The 16,613-nt window shown below is 43.5% G+C and carries 18 protein-coding genes; 10 read left to right on the top strand and 8 right to left on the bottom strand.

All coding sequences use genetic code 11. The features are described from left to right. Nucleotides 1-553: 553 nt before the first annotated feature. Both QUA44_RS17925 and QUA44_RS17930 read left to right on the top strand, forming a co-directional pair. On the top strand, nucleotides 554-2,764 hold the full coding sequence (locus QUA44_RS17925; RefSeq protein ID WP_333253010.1) for a PAS domain S-box protein: 2,211 nt from the start codon (nucleotides 554-556) through the stop codon (nucleotides 2,762-2,764). A gap of 26 nt (nucleotides 2,765-2,790) precedes the next feature. Beyond that, nucleotides 2,791-3,084 (top strand): TIGR03792 family protein, encoded by a 294-nt coding sequence (locus QUA44_RS17930; protein WP_333253008.1) that lies wholly within the window; start codon nucleotides 2,791-2,793, stop codon nucleotides 3,082-3,084. A gap of 237 nt (nucleotides 3,085-3,321) precedes the next feature. Here the strand turns inward: QUA44_RS17930 and QUA44_RS17935 are convergent, their stop codons facing one another. From QUA44_RS17935 to vapB, 5 genes are all read right to left on the bottom strand, one after another. Beyond that, nucleotides 3,322-3,534, bottom strand: coding sequence for a hypothetical protein (locus QUA44_RS17935; protein WP_106147613.1), 213 nt, complete (start codon nucleotides 3,532-3,534; stop codon nucleotides 3,322-3,324). Then, a complete protein-coding gene (locus QUA44_RS17940) occupies nucleotides 3,518-3,793 on the bottom strand; it encodes a BrnT family toxin (RefSeq protein WP_333253006.1) in 276 nt (91 codons plus the stop codon). Before QUA44_RS17940 ends, QUA44_RS17935 begins: the two co-directional genes overlap by 17 nt. Nucleotides 3,794-4,021: 228 nt before the next feature. Further along, a complete protein-coding gene (locus tag QUA44_RS17945) occupies nucleotides 4,022-4,288 on the bottom strand; it encodes a hypothetical protein (protein WP_333253004.1) in 267 nt (88 codons plus the stop codon). 144 nt (nucleotides 4,289-4,432) lie between these two features. Further along, nucleotides 4,433-4,813: a type II toxin-antitoxin system VapC family toxin gene (locus tag QUA44_RS17950; RefSeq protein ID WP_333253003.1), complete on the bottom strand. Its 381-nt coding sequence runs from the start codon at nucleotides 4,811-4,813 to the stop codon at nucleotides 4,433-4,435. Nucleotide 4,814: 1 nt separating this feature from the next. Continuing rightward, nucleotides 4,815-5,036 (bottom strand): type II toxin-antitoxin system VapB family antitoxin, encoded by a 222-nt coding sequence (gene vapB, locus QUA44_RS17955; RefSeq protein ID WP_106150059.1) that lies wholly within the window; start codon nucleotides 5,034-5,036, stop codon nucleotides 4,815-4,817. 26 nt (nucleotides 5,037-5,062) lie between these two features. Here vapB and QUA44_RS17960 point away from each other — a divergent pair, with 26 nt between their 5' ends. Next, nucleotides 5,063-5,377: a hypothetical protein gene (locus QUA44_RS17960; RefSeq protein WP_333252999.1), complete on the top strand. Its 315-nt coding sequence runs from the start codon at nucleotides 5,063-5,065 to the stop codon at nucleotides 5,375-5,377. Nucleotides 5,378-5,486: 109 nt separating this feature from the next. On the opposite strand, the gene QUA44_RS17965 is transcribed toward QUA44_RS17960, so the two are convergent. Both QUA44_RS17965 and QUA44_RS17970 read right to left on the bottom strand, forming a co-directional pair. Further along, entirely contained in the window at nucleotides 5,487-6,254 is a 768-nt protein-coding gene (locus QUA44_RS17965) for an iron-containing redox enzyme family protein (protein WP_333309826.1), read from the bottom strand. Further along, nucleotides 6,245-6,673, bottom strand: coding sequence for a DUF2000 domain-containing protein (locus QUA44_RS17970; protein ID WP_333252993.1), 429 nt, complete (start codon nucleotides 6,671-6,673; stop codon nucleotides 6,245-6,247). Before QUA44_RS17970 ends, QUA44_RS17965 begins: the two co-directional genes overlap by 10 nt. 332 nt (nucleotides 6,674-7,005) lie before the next feature. On the opposite strand from QUA44_RS17970, the gene QUA44_RS17975 reads away from it, so the two are divergent. From QUA44_RS17975 to gmk, 7 genes are all read left to right on the top strand, one after another. Beyond that, the gene (locus QUA44_RS17975; protein ID WP_333252992.1) at nucleotides 7,006-8,397 is read left to right on the top strand and encodes an NB-ARC domain-containing protein; all 1,392 of its coding nucleotides are present in this window, start codon (nucleotides 7,006-7,008) and stop codon (nucleotides 8,395-8,397) included. Between the two features lie 147 nt (nucleotides 8,398-8,544). Next, on the top strand, nucleotides 8,545-9,021 hold the full coding sequence (locus QUA44_RS17980; RefSeq protein ID WP_333252990.1) for a type II toxin-antitoxin system antitoxin SocA domain-containing protein: 477 nt from the start codon (nucleotides 8,545-8,547) through the stop codon (nucleotides 9,019-9,021). Further along, nucleotides 9,002-9,445 (top strand): hypothetical protein, encoded by a 444-nt coding sequence (locus tag QUA44_RS17985; RefSeq protein ID WP_333252988.1) that lies wholly within the window; start codon nucleotides 9,002-9,004, stop codon nucleotides 9,443-9,445. Before QUA44_RS17980 ends, QUA44_RS17985 begins: the two co-directional genes overlap by 20 nt. A gap of 941 nt (nucleotides 9,446-10,386) precedes the next feature. Next, nucleotides 10,387-11,223 (top strand): hypothetical protein, encoded by an 837-nt coding sequence (locus tag QUA44_RS17990; RefSeq protein ID WP_333252986.1) that lies wholly within the window; start codon nucleotides 10,387-10,389, stop codon nucleotides 11,221-11,223. Nucleotides 11,224-11,743: 520 nt separating this feature from the next. Further along, on the top strand, nucleotides 11,744-13,846 hold the full coding sequence (locus tag QUA44_RS17995) for a M3 family metallopeptidase (protein WP_333252984.1): 2,103 nt from the start codon (nucleotides 11,744-11,746) through the stop codon (nucleotides 13,844-13,846). 993 nt (nucleotides 13,847-14,839) lie between these two features. Then, nucleotides 14,840-15,106, top strand: a complete 267-nt coding sequence (remA, locus tag QUA44_RS18000) for an extracellular matrix/biofilm regulator RemA (RefSeq protein WP_333046047.1) — start codon at nucleotides 14,840-14,842, stop codon at nucleotides 15,104-15,106. 78 nt (nucleotides 15,107-15,184) lie between these two features. Next, nucleotides 15,185-15,754 (top strand): guanylate kinase, encoded by a 570-nt coding sequence (gmk, locus tag QUA44_RS18005; RefSeq protein WP_333252982.1) that lies wholly within the window; start codon nucleotides 15,185-15,187, stop codon nucleotides 15,752-15,754. Here the strand turns inward: gmk and QUA44_RS18010 are convergent. Next, nucleotides 15,751-16,485 (bottom strand): hypothetical protein, encoded by a 735-nt coding sequence (locus QUA44_RS18010; protein WP_333252980.1) that lies wholly within the window; start codon nucleotides 16,483-16,485, stop codon nucleotides 15,751-15,753. The genes gmk and QUA44_RS18010 overlap by 4 nt on opposite strands. Between the last annotated feature and the right edge of the window lie 128 nt (nucleotides 16,486-16,613).

The raw sequence follows: 16,613 nt of genomic DNA on the forward strand, positions 1-16,613 counted from the left end.
GTTTTTGAGCAACAGCTTGCCTGAGATTCAAAGGTGGCTACTTCTAGCTGTGCTCATTTTTTAGTCTAAACTACAGTCTTTTAGGAACTTGTATAAAATACCCAACAATCACTAGGAACTCTTCTGAATATCAAAGTTTGGGGGCACTAGGAACTCTTCTGAATATCAAAGTTTGGGGGAAATTTTCTTGAGTATCTATAGACCATTGGTGTCAACAATCGCCTAAAACCCTTGTCTACCTCGTTTTTTGCCTAGTGTCGCTGCCCTCTTGTACCCCGGAATAGTTGGGGCAGGCAAGAGATCACTCCAGTCCCCTCCGATTATTCCGGGGGCGCCGGCGCGATCTATGCCTAATGGTCAAACAGCAGGCGGACACTACCTTTAGCCTTAAGTTGATAGCAATACCTATAGACATATCCCCATCAAAAATGATATCAATGATGGGTGAGACCCTCTAAGGAGATCGACCGAGAGAGCAAATCAGGGGAAAACAGCATTTTTGGTCTCAAACAGAATTTTTCAAACTTGACAGCTATGGAGGAAATCCCAAACCGTGCACACTAAGCCAGTTCAGCAAAAAAGTCAGGGACTGGGAAGGTACGTTGACGGGACTTTCCCGATCGCCCAACAACCCGCAGAGGCAGCCGTGTCCGAGAGTAAAGACAGATTTCGGAGGTTTGTGGAGCGCTCAGCCGAGGCCGTGGCAATGGTAGATGGTGAAATGCGCTATCTGTCGGTTTCTCGTCGCTGGGAAACAGATTGCGGGTTGGGCGACGGCGAGGCCATCGGCCGATCTCATTGGGAACAGTTCCCGAATCTCCCGGAATATTGGGAGCAAAATGCCCAGGCTTGTTTGACGGGAGTTTTGGAATACAGCGAGTTTGTGGCAGGGCGATCGATCGCATCTGTATCAGGAAAAACCGCAAGCTGCTCTGTCAGCGAGTCGGTAAGATGGGTATTTCAGCCTTGGAAAAATAGCGAAGGTGCGATCGGCGGTTTGATTTTGTTTGCCTCTAAGATAACTGAGGATCTCGCTCAAACCAATTGCTCTAGTAAATTTCAGTCCGAGGTCAAAAGCAAGCAGTTAGAAACTATACCACAACTAACTCAAATTGCCCTCGAAAATGCTGCTGATACAATCTTTTTTACTACGTCCGACGGTCAAATTTGCTACGCCAACAAAGCCGCTTGCCATCTTTTCGGCTACTCGGAATCGGAAATGCTAAACATGAGGGTTAGCGACATCGATTCGCAGTTGCCAGCATCGGATTGGCGAGAACACTGGGCTCAACTCAAGCAGCAAACCAACCTCACTTTTGAAACCAGTTACAAAACCAAAGACGGCGCCAGTTTTTCCGTCGAAGTTAAAGTCAATTATTTAGAATACGGCGGCTGCGAATACCGCTGCGCGATCGCCCGCGACATTTCCGCTCGCCTCGCAGCAGAATCAGCCCTCGTAGAGGCAAAAGAGCAACTTCAAGCCGTTTTGGACGCCGTGCCCGGATTAGTTTCTTGGGTAAGTTCAGATTTGCGCTATTTGGGAGTAAACCGACATTTAGCTAGCGCTTACAAGATGCCGGCAGAACTATTTATCGGTCAAAAAGTAGGTTTTTTAGATACAAGTCCCAAATTTAACGATTTAGTATACGATTTCTTTGCCAACCATAAAAAGAAAACATCTCAAGAAGTAACAGCGAGCATCAGAGGAGAAAATAAAACTTATCTAATAGTGGCTCAAAAATACCATAACAATACGGCGGCGGTATTTGTGGGATTGGATATTACAGAAAGCAAACAGTCTCTTTTAGCTTTGCAAGAATCCGAAGAACGCCTGCGACAACAAGCGGCTAAAATAGAGCAGACGCTGTTAATTTTGCAGCAAACTCAAACTCAACTGATTCAAACAGAAAAGATGTCATCTCTGGGGCAGTTAGTTGCAGGAATAGCGCACGAAATCAACAATCCAGTTAGTTTTATTTCGGGCAATGTCAGCCACGCCACTGGCTACATTCAAGAACTGCTGCGATCGATCGACCTTTACCACAAATATTATCCCCATCCCGTGCCGGAAATTCAAGATTTGATGGAAGAATTAGACTTAGACTTTATCAAAAAAGATTTGCCAAAACTGCTAAATTCAATGAAAGTCGGTTCCGAAAGGATTCGCGATGTCGTGCGCTCACTCCGCTTGTTCTCGCGTACCGACGAAGCCCAAATGAAGCCTGCTGATATCCACGAAGGTTTGGACAGCACTTTGCTGATTTTGCAAAATCGCCTGCAAGCTAAAGGGGGACGGCCGGGGATTTCTCTAGTTAAAGAGTACGGGGATTTGCCGCGAATTCACTGCTATGCGGGACACTTAAACCAAGTGTTTATGCACTTGCTGACAAATGCGATCGACGCTTTGGAAGAAGGGGGGAGAAATCCCGAAAAGTATGGTAAAATTCAAAATCAGTCTTACTTGTCTTCAGCCAGGTCGAACTCTGAAGTATGCAATCCCGAAATTAGGATTCGGACTTCTGTGGTAGGGGAAAACGAAGTTGCGATCGCCATTAGTGACAACGGCCCTGGCATGACTGAAGAAGTCCTCGACTGTATCTTTGATCCTTTGTTTACCACTAAATGTTCAGACACGAGCACTGGTTTGGGTCTAGCAATATCCCAGCATTTAGTAGTAGAAAAGCACGGCGGTAAGTTGCACTGTGTTTCGCGTTTGGGAGAGGGAACGGAGTTGATCATTAAAATTGCGATCGGCAACGATTAATTAGCTATTTACAAATAGGAAATAAGATGGTAATTGAGTGGCTAAAATTTAAAGTACCTCAAGAAAAGTGGGAGGAGTTTATTCAGCGAGATCAGGAAGTTTGGACGGCGGGACTAAAAAGTTGGGACGGTTTTTTAGGCAAAGAAATTTGGGTAGATCCGGTGGAAAATGAGGTGGTGATGTTGATTCGCTGGGAAACTAGGGAGAAGTGGAAGTCGGTGCCACAAAGCACAATCGAGGAGTTGGATGCCAAAATGGGTGATTTGCAAATTGCGATCGCCGAAAGTCGCGAATATCAAGTTCGCAAGTTTTTGGATTAGTTAGTCAGCAGTCTGTTGAGCGTGTTAATTTTTGAAAGATTAATCATGAGTTTTACCTTGATTGTACCGCAGCCATCGATTGGGTATTTAGTCTGAAGGGCGATCGATCTCGGTACAATCATCGCAGTATTTGGTAGTTGGTGTCAGGGGCGATCGGGCTACCCCTTGCTTTCCACCTATGCAAGCACAGATAACCTGGAAACTTTCGGATCTGATTTGTTGTGTTGTGTGCGCTACCTAGACAGTGACAGACTTGGCAATTTTTGCCAGCAATCGCAACGCTTCATTGACAGAAGCTGAGTCTCGAAATATTTCTGCTACGTCTGGATCGAGAATCACAACATTACTTGATTTCATATAGGCTTCATAGTATTTGCCACGGACACCACCTGAAAAATCGTATTCAGGTCTCATCTCGTCATTAATTGTTACTTCAGGTTCCTGACTCATAGCTTTTTCTCTCTTGTCGGGTGGCTAAACGGGCACTGATTAAACGCACTTCACCTTCTCGTTCTGTATGGGACACAACAAAAAGGCGCTGTAAATTTGACTGACCGATCGTTAAAAGACGGAACTCACCTACAGAGTGGTTAGAGTCAGAAATTGTAATAGCCAGTGGATCTCCGAAGACAGTGACAGCTTCTTCAAAAGACACACCATGCTTTTTGGCATTACTACTGGCTTTGTTTGAGTCCCACTGAAACTTCATATCAAATCCGGTAGCATCGGAATGATTCAGATATATATTCTCTCCCTCTGTGTACTCTGTGTACTCTGTGGTTAAATCATTCCGATGCAACCGGAAACGAGATCATATATCTATTCTACTCTCAAGCAGAAGAGGGAGGTTGGCAATTGCCTAGCTTAGTGCTCTATTTTACTATTTAAGGCAAAATGGCGAAAATCAAAAATGTCAAGGTGACTGACTTCTAGGAACTCATAGACTCTGAGGAATATTGAACTGCTGCTGTAGTGCTTTCATGGCTTTCTCGACTGGAATTCCTTCACCTCGATCGAAGCTTTCGAGTCCTTTGCGGATGCCGATGATGGCTTCGAGGTAGTCGATTGGTTCTAGCAGTTGTTCGTAGCTATTAAGTTGGGGGTTTGGAGTGGATTTTAGCGATCGTACCAAACTGAGAAGATCCGCAAGTAGTTCGTCAGGGGTGCTATCGATTTCTTGGATGAGGAGTTCTTTGATGGTCATCGCGGCATCTCACGAGGATTGATACTTTGATTGTAACGGCGATCGCTAGGAGTTTTGATGGGCGATCGCTACCCGTACAATCATTGCAGTGTTTGGTATTTGGTGTGAAGGGCGATCGCAAGTATAAACTTTTTGCCTTGTTTATCACCACACCCGCTGAATTGGATAAGCATCAAAAGCCTCATCACGACTAATCAAAACAAGCGAATGATTCATCGTCTGTGCTACCAAAATGCGATCGAAAGGATCTCGGTGATGCAGAGGAAGACTTGTATAAATCTCAGTGTCTTCAAATGTAATTGGTAGAATTTGAACGTTAATGTATTCTAATTCTTTCGGCAGGTCTTCAAACGATCGATTCAGTTGAAGCTTACCGACATTAATTTTAATGGAGATTTCCCACAGGCTGGCAATACTAAAATACAAATTTGTTTTAGTATCGATCGCTTCTTTTGCTTTACTACCTAGATTGGAATCGCCAAGCAAGTACCACAGAAAGGCATGAGTATCTAAAAGGCATTCCATGTTACATATATTCCTTTAAATCTTCCAGCGGTTCATCGAAATCATCAGACATGACGATTTGACCTGCCCAACTACCATAACCATGAGGTTGTTCAAGTTGTTCTGGAGATGATTCAGTTTTGGCGTGTTTCTCAAGTAAATATTTTGCATAATGCAATATCTCTTGTTTGAGAGATTCTGGCATCTTGACGACTGTTTGAAAAATCTGTAGATCGATAGTCATGATTTCTGTGCAATTTTTACTAGATCATGTTCACTCATTATACTGTAATTGCAGTCAGAAGGTATTTGGTGCGAAGGGCGATCGCTCTGGGTACAATCATCGTAATGTTTGGTATTTGGTGTGAAGGGCGATCGGTCTTTCATTTTAGGCGATCGGTAATCAGAAACAACAAAGGGCGATCGCTCTTTATGCGTGATCGGCGATCGCTCTCCGTACAATCATCGCACTTTGAAATGGTGGAAATGGATAAAACTGTAAGTGGAAAAAGAGGTTGGGTAACACGAGCATTAACCCAACATACAAGATGGGAGATCGCACTTCTAGACATTAAAGACTCCTAAGAAATCAGACCGTTTTTTAGAAACTCATACTGCAAATGTACTTAGCCATCTAAAGTAAACCATAGATTGGACTCACTTGATGATATCAGGAAATTCCAAATCAGAATGCTCAGATATCGGTTGTATAGGCAGGAATTACTTCATAATGCTCAAATATTCCATAAGCTTCATCTAGCAAAACTGCCATTCCTCTTTCACCTATGTCAATTCCAAACAAAAGATCATCAATTTGAGATGAATCCAATTCGTAAACAGCTTCATAAAGCTCATCGACATGTCGCTCATCTACATCTACATGAATGTCAAAAAACTCTGTCTTTAGCTCAGGATAATAAATAGTGATAGCCGATTTTGCCGCAGCATAGGTAATTGATGTCATAGACTCATTGACAAGCATATACCCGATAGCTGGGGCTTCATTCCTTAAAGCCGAAATGTTATACCCAAGGCTTACTGCCAACTTGATACCAACCCGCTCACTGTAGGTGTAAAACTCGTCTCTCGAAACACCAATTTTGTCCAACAGTTGCAGGTAATGCATAAAGTGGGCGTGTTCCGGAACTCCATGTCCTTCTTCATCAGCCAGATTCCGCCGTAAAATTATTTTGATTCGTTCATTGCTAGACCAAGAAATCAAGTTTTGCAAAATATCTGGGAAAGACCTGCTTTCACGTCCAGCACACATGATCCATCGCTTTGCCTGATCTTCTGAAAGGTTCCCAACACTAGAATTTCTAATAAATGGATGTCTACGAATTCTGTCCAAGCTATCAGTGACATATTTTGCGATTGTGGAATCAAGAGTAATCGCAGAGAGCTTCGTCATGGTAGTTACTTCCTTGCCAAATTTTATAATCAACAGTAAACCTAGCGCCACAAACTCAATTTGCCAGTCAACTCAGTGACAGAGTTGCTGTTACCGTAAAATATCACGCCCAAATAATTTATTTCCTCTTCTTTCACCACAGCCAGAGACTGAGCTAGCTGATCGTCGTGTCCTGTAGTAAGCATTTGCTCAGGATAGTCAGCAAAAAGAATATCCTCCTTCAACCTTGCATCAACAATTAATTTTCTAAGCTTTGTAGGATTCGCCTTGGTTATAACAAACGGATATTTTGCGATTCCTATATGTTTTACTCCAGATGCATCTTGAAGGTGGGAACGACCCATTAACTCCTTATCTGAATATGCGCCGATTGATATGGCTAGATGTCCAATAACGTTAAGGGCGACTCCAGTTTCAAGATTAGAGGACAAGACAGCAACAATTTTCTTTTGCTTGTAATCGTAGATCATAAACTTCCTACTTAGTAAATAGTTAGTATTTAGGTTTGGAGCCTCACAGATCACCTAAAGGGCTAACTATTAATTAGACCGCACCTGCGGTCTAACACCCCATTACAAAATATAAAACGGCAAGCGTTTAATCCCTAAGTTAACCCTTATAATACTTCTTCCATGATGCTTGATAAATCGCAGGTTTGTCTACCACAAAAATGTTCAATTTTGCCTACAGTTTTTCCCTGTTTAATTTTATTTGATCTATTTTTGTACATTTTTGTACAAAATTGTTCTAAAAAGCGGATAAATGTGTATAATACATAAAAATTTCACATATCCCTTATCCGATGAACCTAAAAGAAGCTTTAAAAATCGCGGATAAAATTGTCTTCGAGAAAACGGGTCAACACCTTGATGATTTACAAGCAGCGGTACTCCGGGGAACTCTAGAACGCGAGACATACAAGCACATAGCCAAAGACTTTGATTGTTCGGAAAGTAGCGTTCGGAAAGTGGGAGCAGAATTATGGGAAATACTTTCAGAAGAGTTAGGAGAAGATGTTAGTAAATCCAATTTATCCTCGGCAATAGAGAGATTGCAAGTCTCCTTATTTTCATCAAATTTTGCACAAAACGTCAGCGAACAACACATCAGTAGTATTTTCAACATTTGTGGAGAAGGAAGACACCCGCCAAATATCCCAAACTCAGATCCACCAAATCAAGAAACATCTAACTCAAAACAAACTAAAACTCAACATCAAGATTTAAGCGAAATGCCGGAGTTGGGTAATTTCTTCGATCGCACTTCCGAACTCCAAACCCTCACAACCTGGATTCTACAACAAAACTGCCGCCTCATCACCCTCACCGGTATCAGCGGCATCGGAAAAACATCCCTAGCAGTACAACTCGTACAACAAATCAAACACGAGTTTGAGTATGCAGTTTGGTGCACGCTAGACGAATTCCCCACCATCGATAAATTTCAACCTAACTTAATACAGCTTTTATCCAAGTCAGAAAACCTAGATTCATCCCCAACCAACCAGAAACACTTACCACTAATTAAATATTTACAAAACCATCGATGCTTAGTAGTTTTGGATGACGTTCACAACCTTTTCTGTAGCGGCGAATTGGCAGGAAAGTATAAACCCAAATACGAAGAATATCGCTCCCTATTCAAACAGATAGAAAAATTATCCCATCAAAGTTGCTTTCTGCTAATCGGTTGGGAACCACCCAAAGAAGTTCCTCAACTCACCAGCGAAAATACTCCCATTCGCACCTTACAACTCACTGGTTTAGACACCGCAGCCGCACGGGAAATTCTCAGAGATAAAGGATTAGCAGAAATCGATAACTGCGAAGCACTGATTCACCGCTACCAAGGCAATCCCTTATGGTTAAAAAGCGTGGCGACTTTGATTCAAGAGCTAGGAATTAGTGCGAGTGAGGTATTAATAGATGATACCATATTGTTGCCGGAAGATTTGAAAGAAGTTTTGCAAGAGCAGTACGATCGCACTTCCGAACTAGAAAAACAAGTCCTGTCATTGTTTGCGACAGAAAACCAGCCAGTCAACGTCGCCAAATTGCTACAAAACGGACAAATATCATCATCATCATATTTGCTAAACGCATTGCAATCTCTCTCGCGGCGCTGCTTGATAGAAAAAGAAGCAAGTCTTTACACTTTGTCACCTGTATTGAAGCAATATATCAAAGGATTGTAACGGAGATGTTGCACCATTGTTAATAAACCTTTTTTTTCTTAGTCTGCGGAGGCAGACTTTGTTTGACAAGAAGCGGTTTCAACCGCCCAATCATAAAGAGTGGTGACTGTGCTATCATAGAATACAAAACTTATTGAATCGAGTTAGATGACCACAATAACTACAGTCACAACAGCCTCCCAACTCGCTGATTACTACATCTGGTTTGCCAATGATGTCGGCTCCTATCTCAGCAACCACAAGCTACAAAAACTCTTGTACTACGCCCAAGCCTGGTATCTCGCGTTTGAGGATACACCGCTGTTTGATGAAGATTTTGAAGCTTGGGTGCACGGGCCGACTATCCCGGCTTTATTTTACGAATACAAAGAACAATTTGACTGGAAGCCAATTCTGAAAGAAGTCGAAAAACCCGAGTTTCCCGAAGAAGTACAAGAGTTTTTAGACGAGTTGTCCGATGATTACCTCTTTCGGGATGCCTATGAGTTAGAATTGATGGTGCGCCGTGAAGATCCTTGGATTAATGCTAGAGGTGAGTTGCCAAAAGATGAACCTTCTCATGCTATTATTACGAAGGAATCAATGAGAAAATTTTACAAAACCCGTGTCATCGAAGAAGCATAAAAAAAGACAAGATACAGAGATTCGTAGTCAACCATCTTCACCAAAGAGAGAGGTTGTCAATATCCAAATTTCCGAAGGAATTAGTTTTTCTTTCAGGTATTATCAGGATGATAAAGATCAGTTTTTCATTGGCGGTAGAGACGCTAAGTATCTAGCGTCTTTACTGAGACGGCTGCGCGATTTGTCACAATTGAATGCTCAAGAGGTTATCAATAATCAGAGTAAAAGTCTGCGCTGTCATAGCATAGTTTGGAAAAATACTACTGAAGCTAGTGGCTTTGGCATTCCCAATGAAGATATCCTAATAAATGTTCCCTACCAGTTTCAAATTTCTGCTAATGAATACGGCAGGGTGCATGGATTTTTTAGTGAAAATGTTTTTTATATTGTCTGGCTAGACCCAGAACACAATCTTTATAGTTGAAATTATAGGCGAAGGAAGAAGGAAGAAGGAAGAAGGAAGAAGGAGAATGCAATCCAAACAAATAGACCTCTTTCAAAAGTCCTTTTAATCAAATTTTGGAACGGGCAAGATGCCCGTTCCACAAGAAAAAATGTTTTTTGTGGGATGGGCCGGAGATCCCGTCCTAGTTATTTTTGCAAGAGGTCTAATGATCTGGTGCTTAAGATTCGAGAATTCTTGAAGAAGTTGGGAATCTCAAACAGTCTGGGACTCATTCCGACTAAAGAAACCGGGTTGTTCACCTAATCTGCCGACTGCGACGAACTATTATCGTAAAAAAAAACGGTTTCTGGGCACCCGTGGGTAAGTCCTAATTTTAAGAAAATTTTGCATAGAGAGCTGAAATAAAATTAACGCTTAAAAAGCCTACTCCTAGTACGAGAATGATAAAGATGGCGATACTGAAAATAGACTTTAGCCGATCGCCAATTCCGGGTTTTTCTGAGTTCATTGGTCAATTTTGGCAGTAAATTTGAGAGGGGGCAATTGAGAAAGAGTAGATTATATCAAGGCGCGCACAAAAAGGCAACTCCCGACAAGCTCCAAATGACGATCGCCCTCAGTAAGTCGCATTTTTTAACTTTTAATCTAAAATCTAAAACCTAAAATGGTATTAGGCATTGTTCGGTTGGGTACAGCAGCGGCTTTGTTGATCGCCCGAACCCGATCGCGCTAACTCCTGTAAAATAGAGGGCGCGTTGGGGCGAACCTTTTAACAGCCGGAATTGGGCGCGATCGTCACAGGCTCCCAAATACATAATAATATGGCAGTCATCCTTAACTTACTCACAAAGGTAAAAATAGAAGAGTGCCAAGAAATAATCTAAAACATATAACTGAAAAAAGGATAGAAATCGATGCTCCACCCAGTCTCGCAACCTTACCAACAACGAGCAAATACTATGACCCAAAGAGCCGTGCGGAAGCCAAAACCCTCTGTTGCAAACCACTTGAGACCAATTTTTCCTCAAAGGCACTGGCTGGAATTGGCAGAGTACGCCTCTCTGGCGGCCTCTGGTGTGGGTTCCTTGGCGGTGGCTGTGTCGGGTCAAGCTTTTTATGGGGTGGCTCCCCTAACTTTGGCTTTGTCGCTGAATGTTGCTAACCGGTATCGGTTCGAGCAGCAAGTGCGGGTGCATCAAAATTCGGAAATGGCTCAAGTGCAAAAGTCTGTGAATAAAGTCGAAAAAACGGCCGTGACGGTAATTGTTAAATTACGCAAGCAGTTGTCAGCAGATATTGCAGCGCTGCGCCAGCAAATGGCTGCACTGCCTAGGGCAGAAGGCTTTGAGGAGTCGATCGACATCCAGCGGCAATTGCTCAGTTTAGGAGAGTCGGTAGCTTCTTTGCAAGAAATCGTGGCGTCTGCTGTACTCGATGTCCGCCAGCAGGTGAGCGCACAACTGCAAGATTTATCAGTTGACCAATCGGCGCATCTCCAAGCTGTAGAACAGGCTATAGAGCAACTGCAAAGCGCGACGCAAGGGTTGATAGAAACTTCTATCACCCGAGACGACTGGGAAGTAGTAAATACTCGATTTTTGGAAATCCAGAAAGTCATGGCCAATTTGCAAAGCCAACTACAAGTTCCCGCGCACCAATCCACTGCGGATTTGTCGATCGTCCAAGCTCAAATCCACCGTTTGGAACACGAGCAGCAAGAAGTTGTCAAACCTCACCTCAAGCGCTTAATCTCAGTTGTCAAGGAGTTGCAGCACACCGCAGAGAACCGTCAGTAGTCATTAGTCATCAGTCAGAAGGAATACTTTTTCCATCGGACACGCTCGACATTCTCCGACTCTCCGACTCACGTCCGATCGAGTCCTACTTTTTCGACAACTGTGTTAAAAGATTAAAAGCTAATCTGTCTAGTTCACCAACAAAATGAGTCTGAAGCCCCGTCCTTCGCTTGACGGCTTTGTGTTAGAACATTTAGAAAGGCAAGTAAGAACAACCATCTACGTGTTGAAACAATCTCAAAAGGTGTAACTCCTGATTTAGCTCGCCTCGACTCGATCGTAGTCTGGTTAAACAAGCAATAGTGAATTGTTGAGCGTACCTAACTGGCTTGGTGATGGACTCTGAAAGTATAAAAAGACAAAAGTAAGCGCAATTGCAATACTTCTGGTATTAGTAGTTGTTTTGAGCGTGTAGAGGCGATTTGTCAGCGCCTTTAAGACTCAAATTGTGGTCTTAAGAATCTCCGTGGCTTTAGCCCGGAGAGTGTCAACTGTTTTCAACCTGTTACAAGAAAAATCAATGACTGCAACCGTAACTATTGCTGATAACCCGTTACTAATCGGTCAAGGATTGCCGACCTTTGACGCGATCGAACCAGAACACGTAGTCCCCGCTGTTACCCAACTGCTGACCGAACTAGAAGCCTCGCTAGCTGACTTAGAATCGTCTGTAGAACCGACTTGGAGCGGCTTAGTAGAACCATTGCAGCGACTCGGAGAGCGTTTAAATTGGAGCTGGAGCATTGTCGGACATTTGATGGGTGTGAAAAATAGCCCGGAATTGCGATCGGCTCACGAAACAGTGCAGCCGGAAGTAGTAAAATTTTGGAGCAAGCTCAGTCAAAGCAAACCGCTTTATGAAGCTTTTAAAGCACTGCGGGCTAGCGAAAATTGGGACAGCTTAGAGTCAGCTCAAAAGCGAATTGTCGAAGCCGCTCTCCGAGACGCCCAACTCTCCGGCGTCGGTTTAGAAGGCGAGCAAAAAGAGCGTTTTAATGCCATTCAATTAGAATTGGCCGAAATTACTACCCAATTTTCCAATCACGTCCTCGACGCTACCAAAGCATTCAGCATCACCCTCACAAACAAAGACGAAATTGACGGTTTGCCTCCGAGTTTGTTGAGTTTAGCAGCTCAAGCCGCTCGCAGCGCTGGCGAAGAAAATGCGGATGCCGAAAACGGCCCTTGGCGGATTACTTTAGACTTTCCGAGTTACGGCCCTTTCATGCAGCACAGCACCCGCAGTGACTTGCGCGAAAAGTTGTACAAAGCTTTTATCGGCAGAGCAAGTAGCGGAGAATTGAATAACTGGCCGTTGACCGATCGCATTTTGGCTTTGCGTCAGGAAAAAGCTGCTTTGGTCGGGTTTAGCAGTTATGCCGAATTGAGCTTGGCGAGCAAAATGGCTCCCGACGTGACAGCAGTGGAAGCTTTGTTAGAAGAATTGCGTCAGGCTAGTTATGATGCTGCTGTCAAAGATTTAGAAGAATTAAAAGCTTTTGCTGCCGAAAAAGGCGCGGCGGAAGGTGGAGATTTGAAGCACTGGGATATTGGTTTTTGGTCGGAACGGCGTCGGGAAGAAAAGTTTGCTTTTAGTGCCGAAGAATTGCGACCTTATTTTGCTTTGCCACAGGTATTAGAGGGGTTATTTGGATTAGTAAAACGCCTGTTCGGCGTGACAGTAACTGCGGCGGACGGTCAAACTTTTGTCTGGCACAAAGATGTGCGCTATTTCCAAATAAATGATGAAGCAGGAAATACGATCGCCAATTTCTATTTAGACCCCTACAGTCGCCCCGAGGAAAAGCGCGGCGGTGCTTGGATGGACGATTGCGTGGTGCGCGCTAAATTTGTCGAAGGGGGAAAAACAACCACGCGGTTGCCGGTGGCTTATTTGGTGTGCAACCAAAGTCCTCCGGTTGACGGCAAACCGAGTTTAATGACTTTCTTGGAAGTCGAAACTTTGTTTCACGAATTCGGTCACGGTTTGCAGCATATGCTGACAACGGTAGACTATCCGGGGGCTTCGGGCATTAATAATGTTGAGTGGGATGCAGTGGAATTGCCCAGTCAATTTATGGAAAATTGGTGTTATGATCGGGCGACTTTGTTCGGGATGGCAAAGCATTACGAAACCGGGGAAACTTTGCCGGAACACTATTACCAAAAACTGCTAGCAGCGCGCCACTACATGAGCGGCACCGTCATGCTCAGGCAAGTACATTTTAGCAGCGTTGACATCGAATTGCACCACCGCTATCGATCGGGCGGCAGCGAAACTGTGGCCGATGTCCGCAACCGTATCGCTAAAACTACGACTGTTTTGCCTCCTCTGGAAGAAGACGCATTTTTGTGCGCTTTCGGACACATTTTTGCGGGCGGGTATGCGGCGGGGTATTACAGTTATAAATGGGCGGAAGTGCTCAGCGCGGATGCTTTTGCGGCGTTTGAGGAAGCGGGTTTGGAAGATGAAAGTGCGATCGCCTCTACAGGTAGGCGCTTCCGAGATACAGTATTAGGATTGGGCGGCAGTTTGCACCCGATGGAAGTGTTTAAAACTTTCCGGGGCCGCGAACCGAGCACTAAAGCTTTGTTAAGACACAGCGGTTTAGTTGCGGCTTAATCTACGGTGGAATAACTGGGGATTAATGCCGGTGAATTTATCTGCATTAATCCCAGTTTTTTGTTGAATAATATTTATACATATCCTGTATGTGTAGGGTGTGGTGTGGATGAAGTCTTACTGCTATAATTCCCATCAATTCCGGTAGCATCGGAATTATTCATCTCTCTGTTCTCTTCCTCTGTGCTCTCTGTGTCCTCTGCGGTTTAATCATTCCAATGCAACCAGAATTGATATCATGCGTAAAACCACTTTTTGCCTAAATTGTGCTGAATTCAAAATGTTTGTAGTAAAAACTAAAGTGTTCAAATTTTTATACTAATTTCCACAAATATTGCTACATATAATCCTGCGACCATCTGTAGGGAAACGGCACTGCCGTGTCCGGCGCGAGACTCTGCAAATTTTCATAATTGTTATAAAATTGATAAGTGTAGCAGCACTTTTTTTATTGGTATTAATAGGACTTGCATTCCTCACTACAAACCCATTTTATTGTAGAACATCATGCAAGAAACATTTGTAGTTTGGCACATCATCCAAAATGTTTGTGTGGAAAACCGGGCCGAAAGTGCGTTAGCGAAGCCCTCGAAGAGGATCGCCAGCAGCTTTTAGTTTAGGTTGAACGCTCATCAAACCAGCATTTGCGAATATTTGCTGTCATCGATCGCTGATTATACTTAACTTTCCCTCTCCATGAAATTAAATTTATATTTCGCAACATTTACGGGCTGTTTTCTCGATACAGCTAATGCTTTTATTAGCAACTCAAAATCGACGCTTTTACCGAATCTTTAAAATAGAGCGGCTACAGCGAGTCTTTTTTAAATTTTTGATAAAGAACGGGTACTCGGCGTCCAAAAGGTAAAAAAAATCAGCTATTAACTAAAAAAATCAGTTGGGATTAATTTGAGGATTGTCAGAAAAATCTTTGTATATATGATAAAAAGTAAGGATTGATAGTTACTCATTCACCCATAGATTAAGATTTTCATGGATATTCAATTAATTAATATCGGTTTTGGTAACATTGTGTCTGCTAATCGAGTGATTGCCATTGTCAGTCCCGAATCAGCGCCAATTAAGCGGATTATTACTGATGCGCGGGAGCGAGGACAACTGGTTGACGCTACTTATGGCCGCCGCACGAGAGCGGTAATTATTACAGATTCGAGTCACGTCATCCTCTCGGCGATTCAGCCGGAAACGGTTGCTAATCGTTTTGTGGTGAGCAAAGACGGTCAAGGTCGGGATGATTGAGGTTTGTCAGTTGCAATTTGAGCGCTTACAGTCTAAAGTAAGCGGACACTTAAATTGTTACACGTTTCTATTCTAAAAATGAAATCCGGTAAATTAATTGTTCTGACGGGGCCTAGCGGTGTGGGGAAAGGCACCTTAGTACGATCGCTCCTCAATCGCCATCCCGAATTATATCTTTCGGTATCGGTGACAACTCGTGAGCCCCGTGAGGGAGAAATTGAGGGAAAGCATTATTATTTTGTCAGCCGCAGCCACTTTGAACAAATGGTTGAGGCTGGAGAGTTGGCGGAATGGGCCGAGTTTGCCGGCAATTTTTACGGTACTCCTTATTTTGCTCTCCAGGATCGTACCGATGAGGGAAAATTGGTATTGCTCGAAATTGAACTCGAAGGAGCGAGGCAAATTAGGAATAAGTTTCCAGAAGCGCTGCGAATTTTTATTTTACCTCCTTCTTGGGAAGAATTGGAACGGCGGCTGCGGAGTCGCGGTCAAGATTCCGAAAGTGCGATCGCCCGTCGGTTGTTGCGGGCTAAAGAGGAAATTGAAGCTGCAGGGGAATTCGATTTCCAAGTTGTTAATGATGATTTGGAAGTTGCTTTGAAAAAGCTAGAATCAATACTTAATTTGGTTGAGATTTCAGGTAACTAATGACTAATTACCCATTTCTCCGTCCTGGCTAAAACTTCGCTACTTTGTTTGATAGCAACACAAACTTTTAAATTCAATTCCAGAATATTCAATGAAGGCGAAATTTTTCTCAAGGGTTCAATTTCGCGAGGAGAACAGCCCAACATTTCCATATAAGCTAGCGTCCAGCCAATAGCTGGAATATCGCCTACATTGCCTTCTCCAGCGCAAAGGTAACAACCCAATCCGCCCTCCGGCCCACACTCAGGACAAACCCAATTGCCCAGTTGTGAATAGGGCAGATTTGTGCGGGAGGCGGATGCAATTGTTAATGCTTTAATATGATTTTGAACTACTTGTTTAAAACCTCGGTTTTGGTTGCTGTGGTAGTCTGAATTGCCGTGCGATCGCCCGATTGCTACTGCTTGCTGTTGTGACGAAGCAACAGATGCTGTTTGGTTCTCCCTGGTTACTCTAGATTCGCCTAAGTTCGCAGTTAGCTGAATACCATAGTCTTTCGACTCCGCAGTTTGATAGTGGTTGAGTCCGCTGGAGGAATCGGGTTCGGAAGTTGTGAAGGATTGTTCTATTTGATCGGCAAAATCTTGCATTGAGAGGTGATGTTCGATCGCCAAAGACCAAGTTCTTTTATGTCGGAGGTCGCCATATTTTCTGGCTTCTTCCTCAGTAATGCCGATCGCCGCAGCCTCTTGGCGCAGCACATTCATCGAAGTCATTGTATCTGATATCATTAGTTTGTTTGCAGTTAAATTTACGATCGCCCGCTCAGCCTACAAATAAATTACCTTAGATATAGTACAATAGTCCGGACTATTTTGAGATTGTATTCTGAAACCCTTGATTTTCCGTTAGCAAGTCG

This window comes from Microcoleus sp. N9_A2, assembly GCF_036701775.1.
Classification (GTDB): Bacteria; Cyanobacteriota; Cyanobacteriia; order Cyanobacteriales; family Microcoleaceae; genus Microcoleus.

Coding starts and splice junctions, on each gene's coding strand:
- QUA44_RS17935 (WP_106147613.1), bottom strand. CDS start 3,534: ATGAGTCAGGAACCTGAAGTAACAATTAATGACGAGATGAGACCTGAA.
- QUA44_RS17960 (WP_333252999.1), top strand. CDS start 5,063: ATGTTCACTCATTATACTGTAATTGCAGTCAGAAGGTATTTGGTGCGA.
- gmk (WP_333252982.1), top strand. CDS start 15,185: ATGAAATCCGGTAAATTAATTGTTCTGACGGGGCCTAGCGGTGTGGGG.
- QUA44_RS17975 (WP_333252992.1), top strand. CDS start 7,006: ATGAACCTAAAAGAAGCTTTAAAAATCGCGGATAAAATTGTCTTCGAG.
- QUA44_RS17945 (WP_333253004.1), bottom strand. CDS start 4,288: ATGACCATCAAAGAACTCCTCATCCAAGAAATCGATAGCACCCCTGAC.
- QUA44_RS17940 (WP_333253006.1), bottom strand. CDS start 3,793: ATGAAGTTTCAGTGGGACTCAAACAAAGCCAGTAGTAATGCCAAAAAG.
- QUA44_RS17930 (WP_333253008.1), top strand. CDS start 2,791: ATGGTAATTGAGTGGCTAAAATTTAAAGTACCTCAAGAAAAGTGGGAG.
- QUA44_RS18010 (WP_333252980.1), bottom strand. CDS start 16,485: ATGATATCAGATACAATGACTTCGATGAATGTGCTGCGCCAAGAGGCT.
- QUA44_RS17980 (WP_333252990.1), top strand. CDS start 8,545: ATGACCACAATAACTACAGTCACAACAGCCTCCCAACTCGCTGATTAC.
- QUA44_RS17950 (WP_333253003.1), bottom strand. CDS start 4,813: ATGGAATGCCTTTTAGATACTCATGCCTTTCTGTGGTACTTGCTTGGC.
- QUA44_RS17995 (WP_333252984.1), top strand. CDS start 11,744: ATGACTGCAACCGTAACTATTGCTGATAACCCGTTACTAATCGGTCAA.
- vapB (WP_106150059.1), bottom strand. CDS start 5,036: ATGACTATCGATCTACAGATTTTTCAAACAGTCGTCAAGATGCCAGAA.
- QUA44_RS17990 (WP_333252986.1), top strand. CDS start 10,387: ATGACCCAAAGAGCCGTGCGGAAGCCAAAACCCTCTGTTGCAAACCAC.
- QUA44_RS17970 (WP_333252993.1), bottom strand. CDS start 6,673: ATGATCTACGATTACAAGCAAAAGAAAATTGTTGCTGTCTTGTCCTCT.
- remA (WP_333046047.1), top strand. CDS start 14,840: ATGGATATTCAATTAATTAATATCGGTTTTGGTAACATTGTGTCTGCT.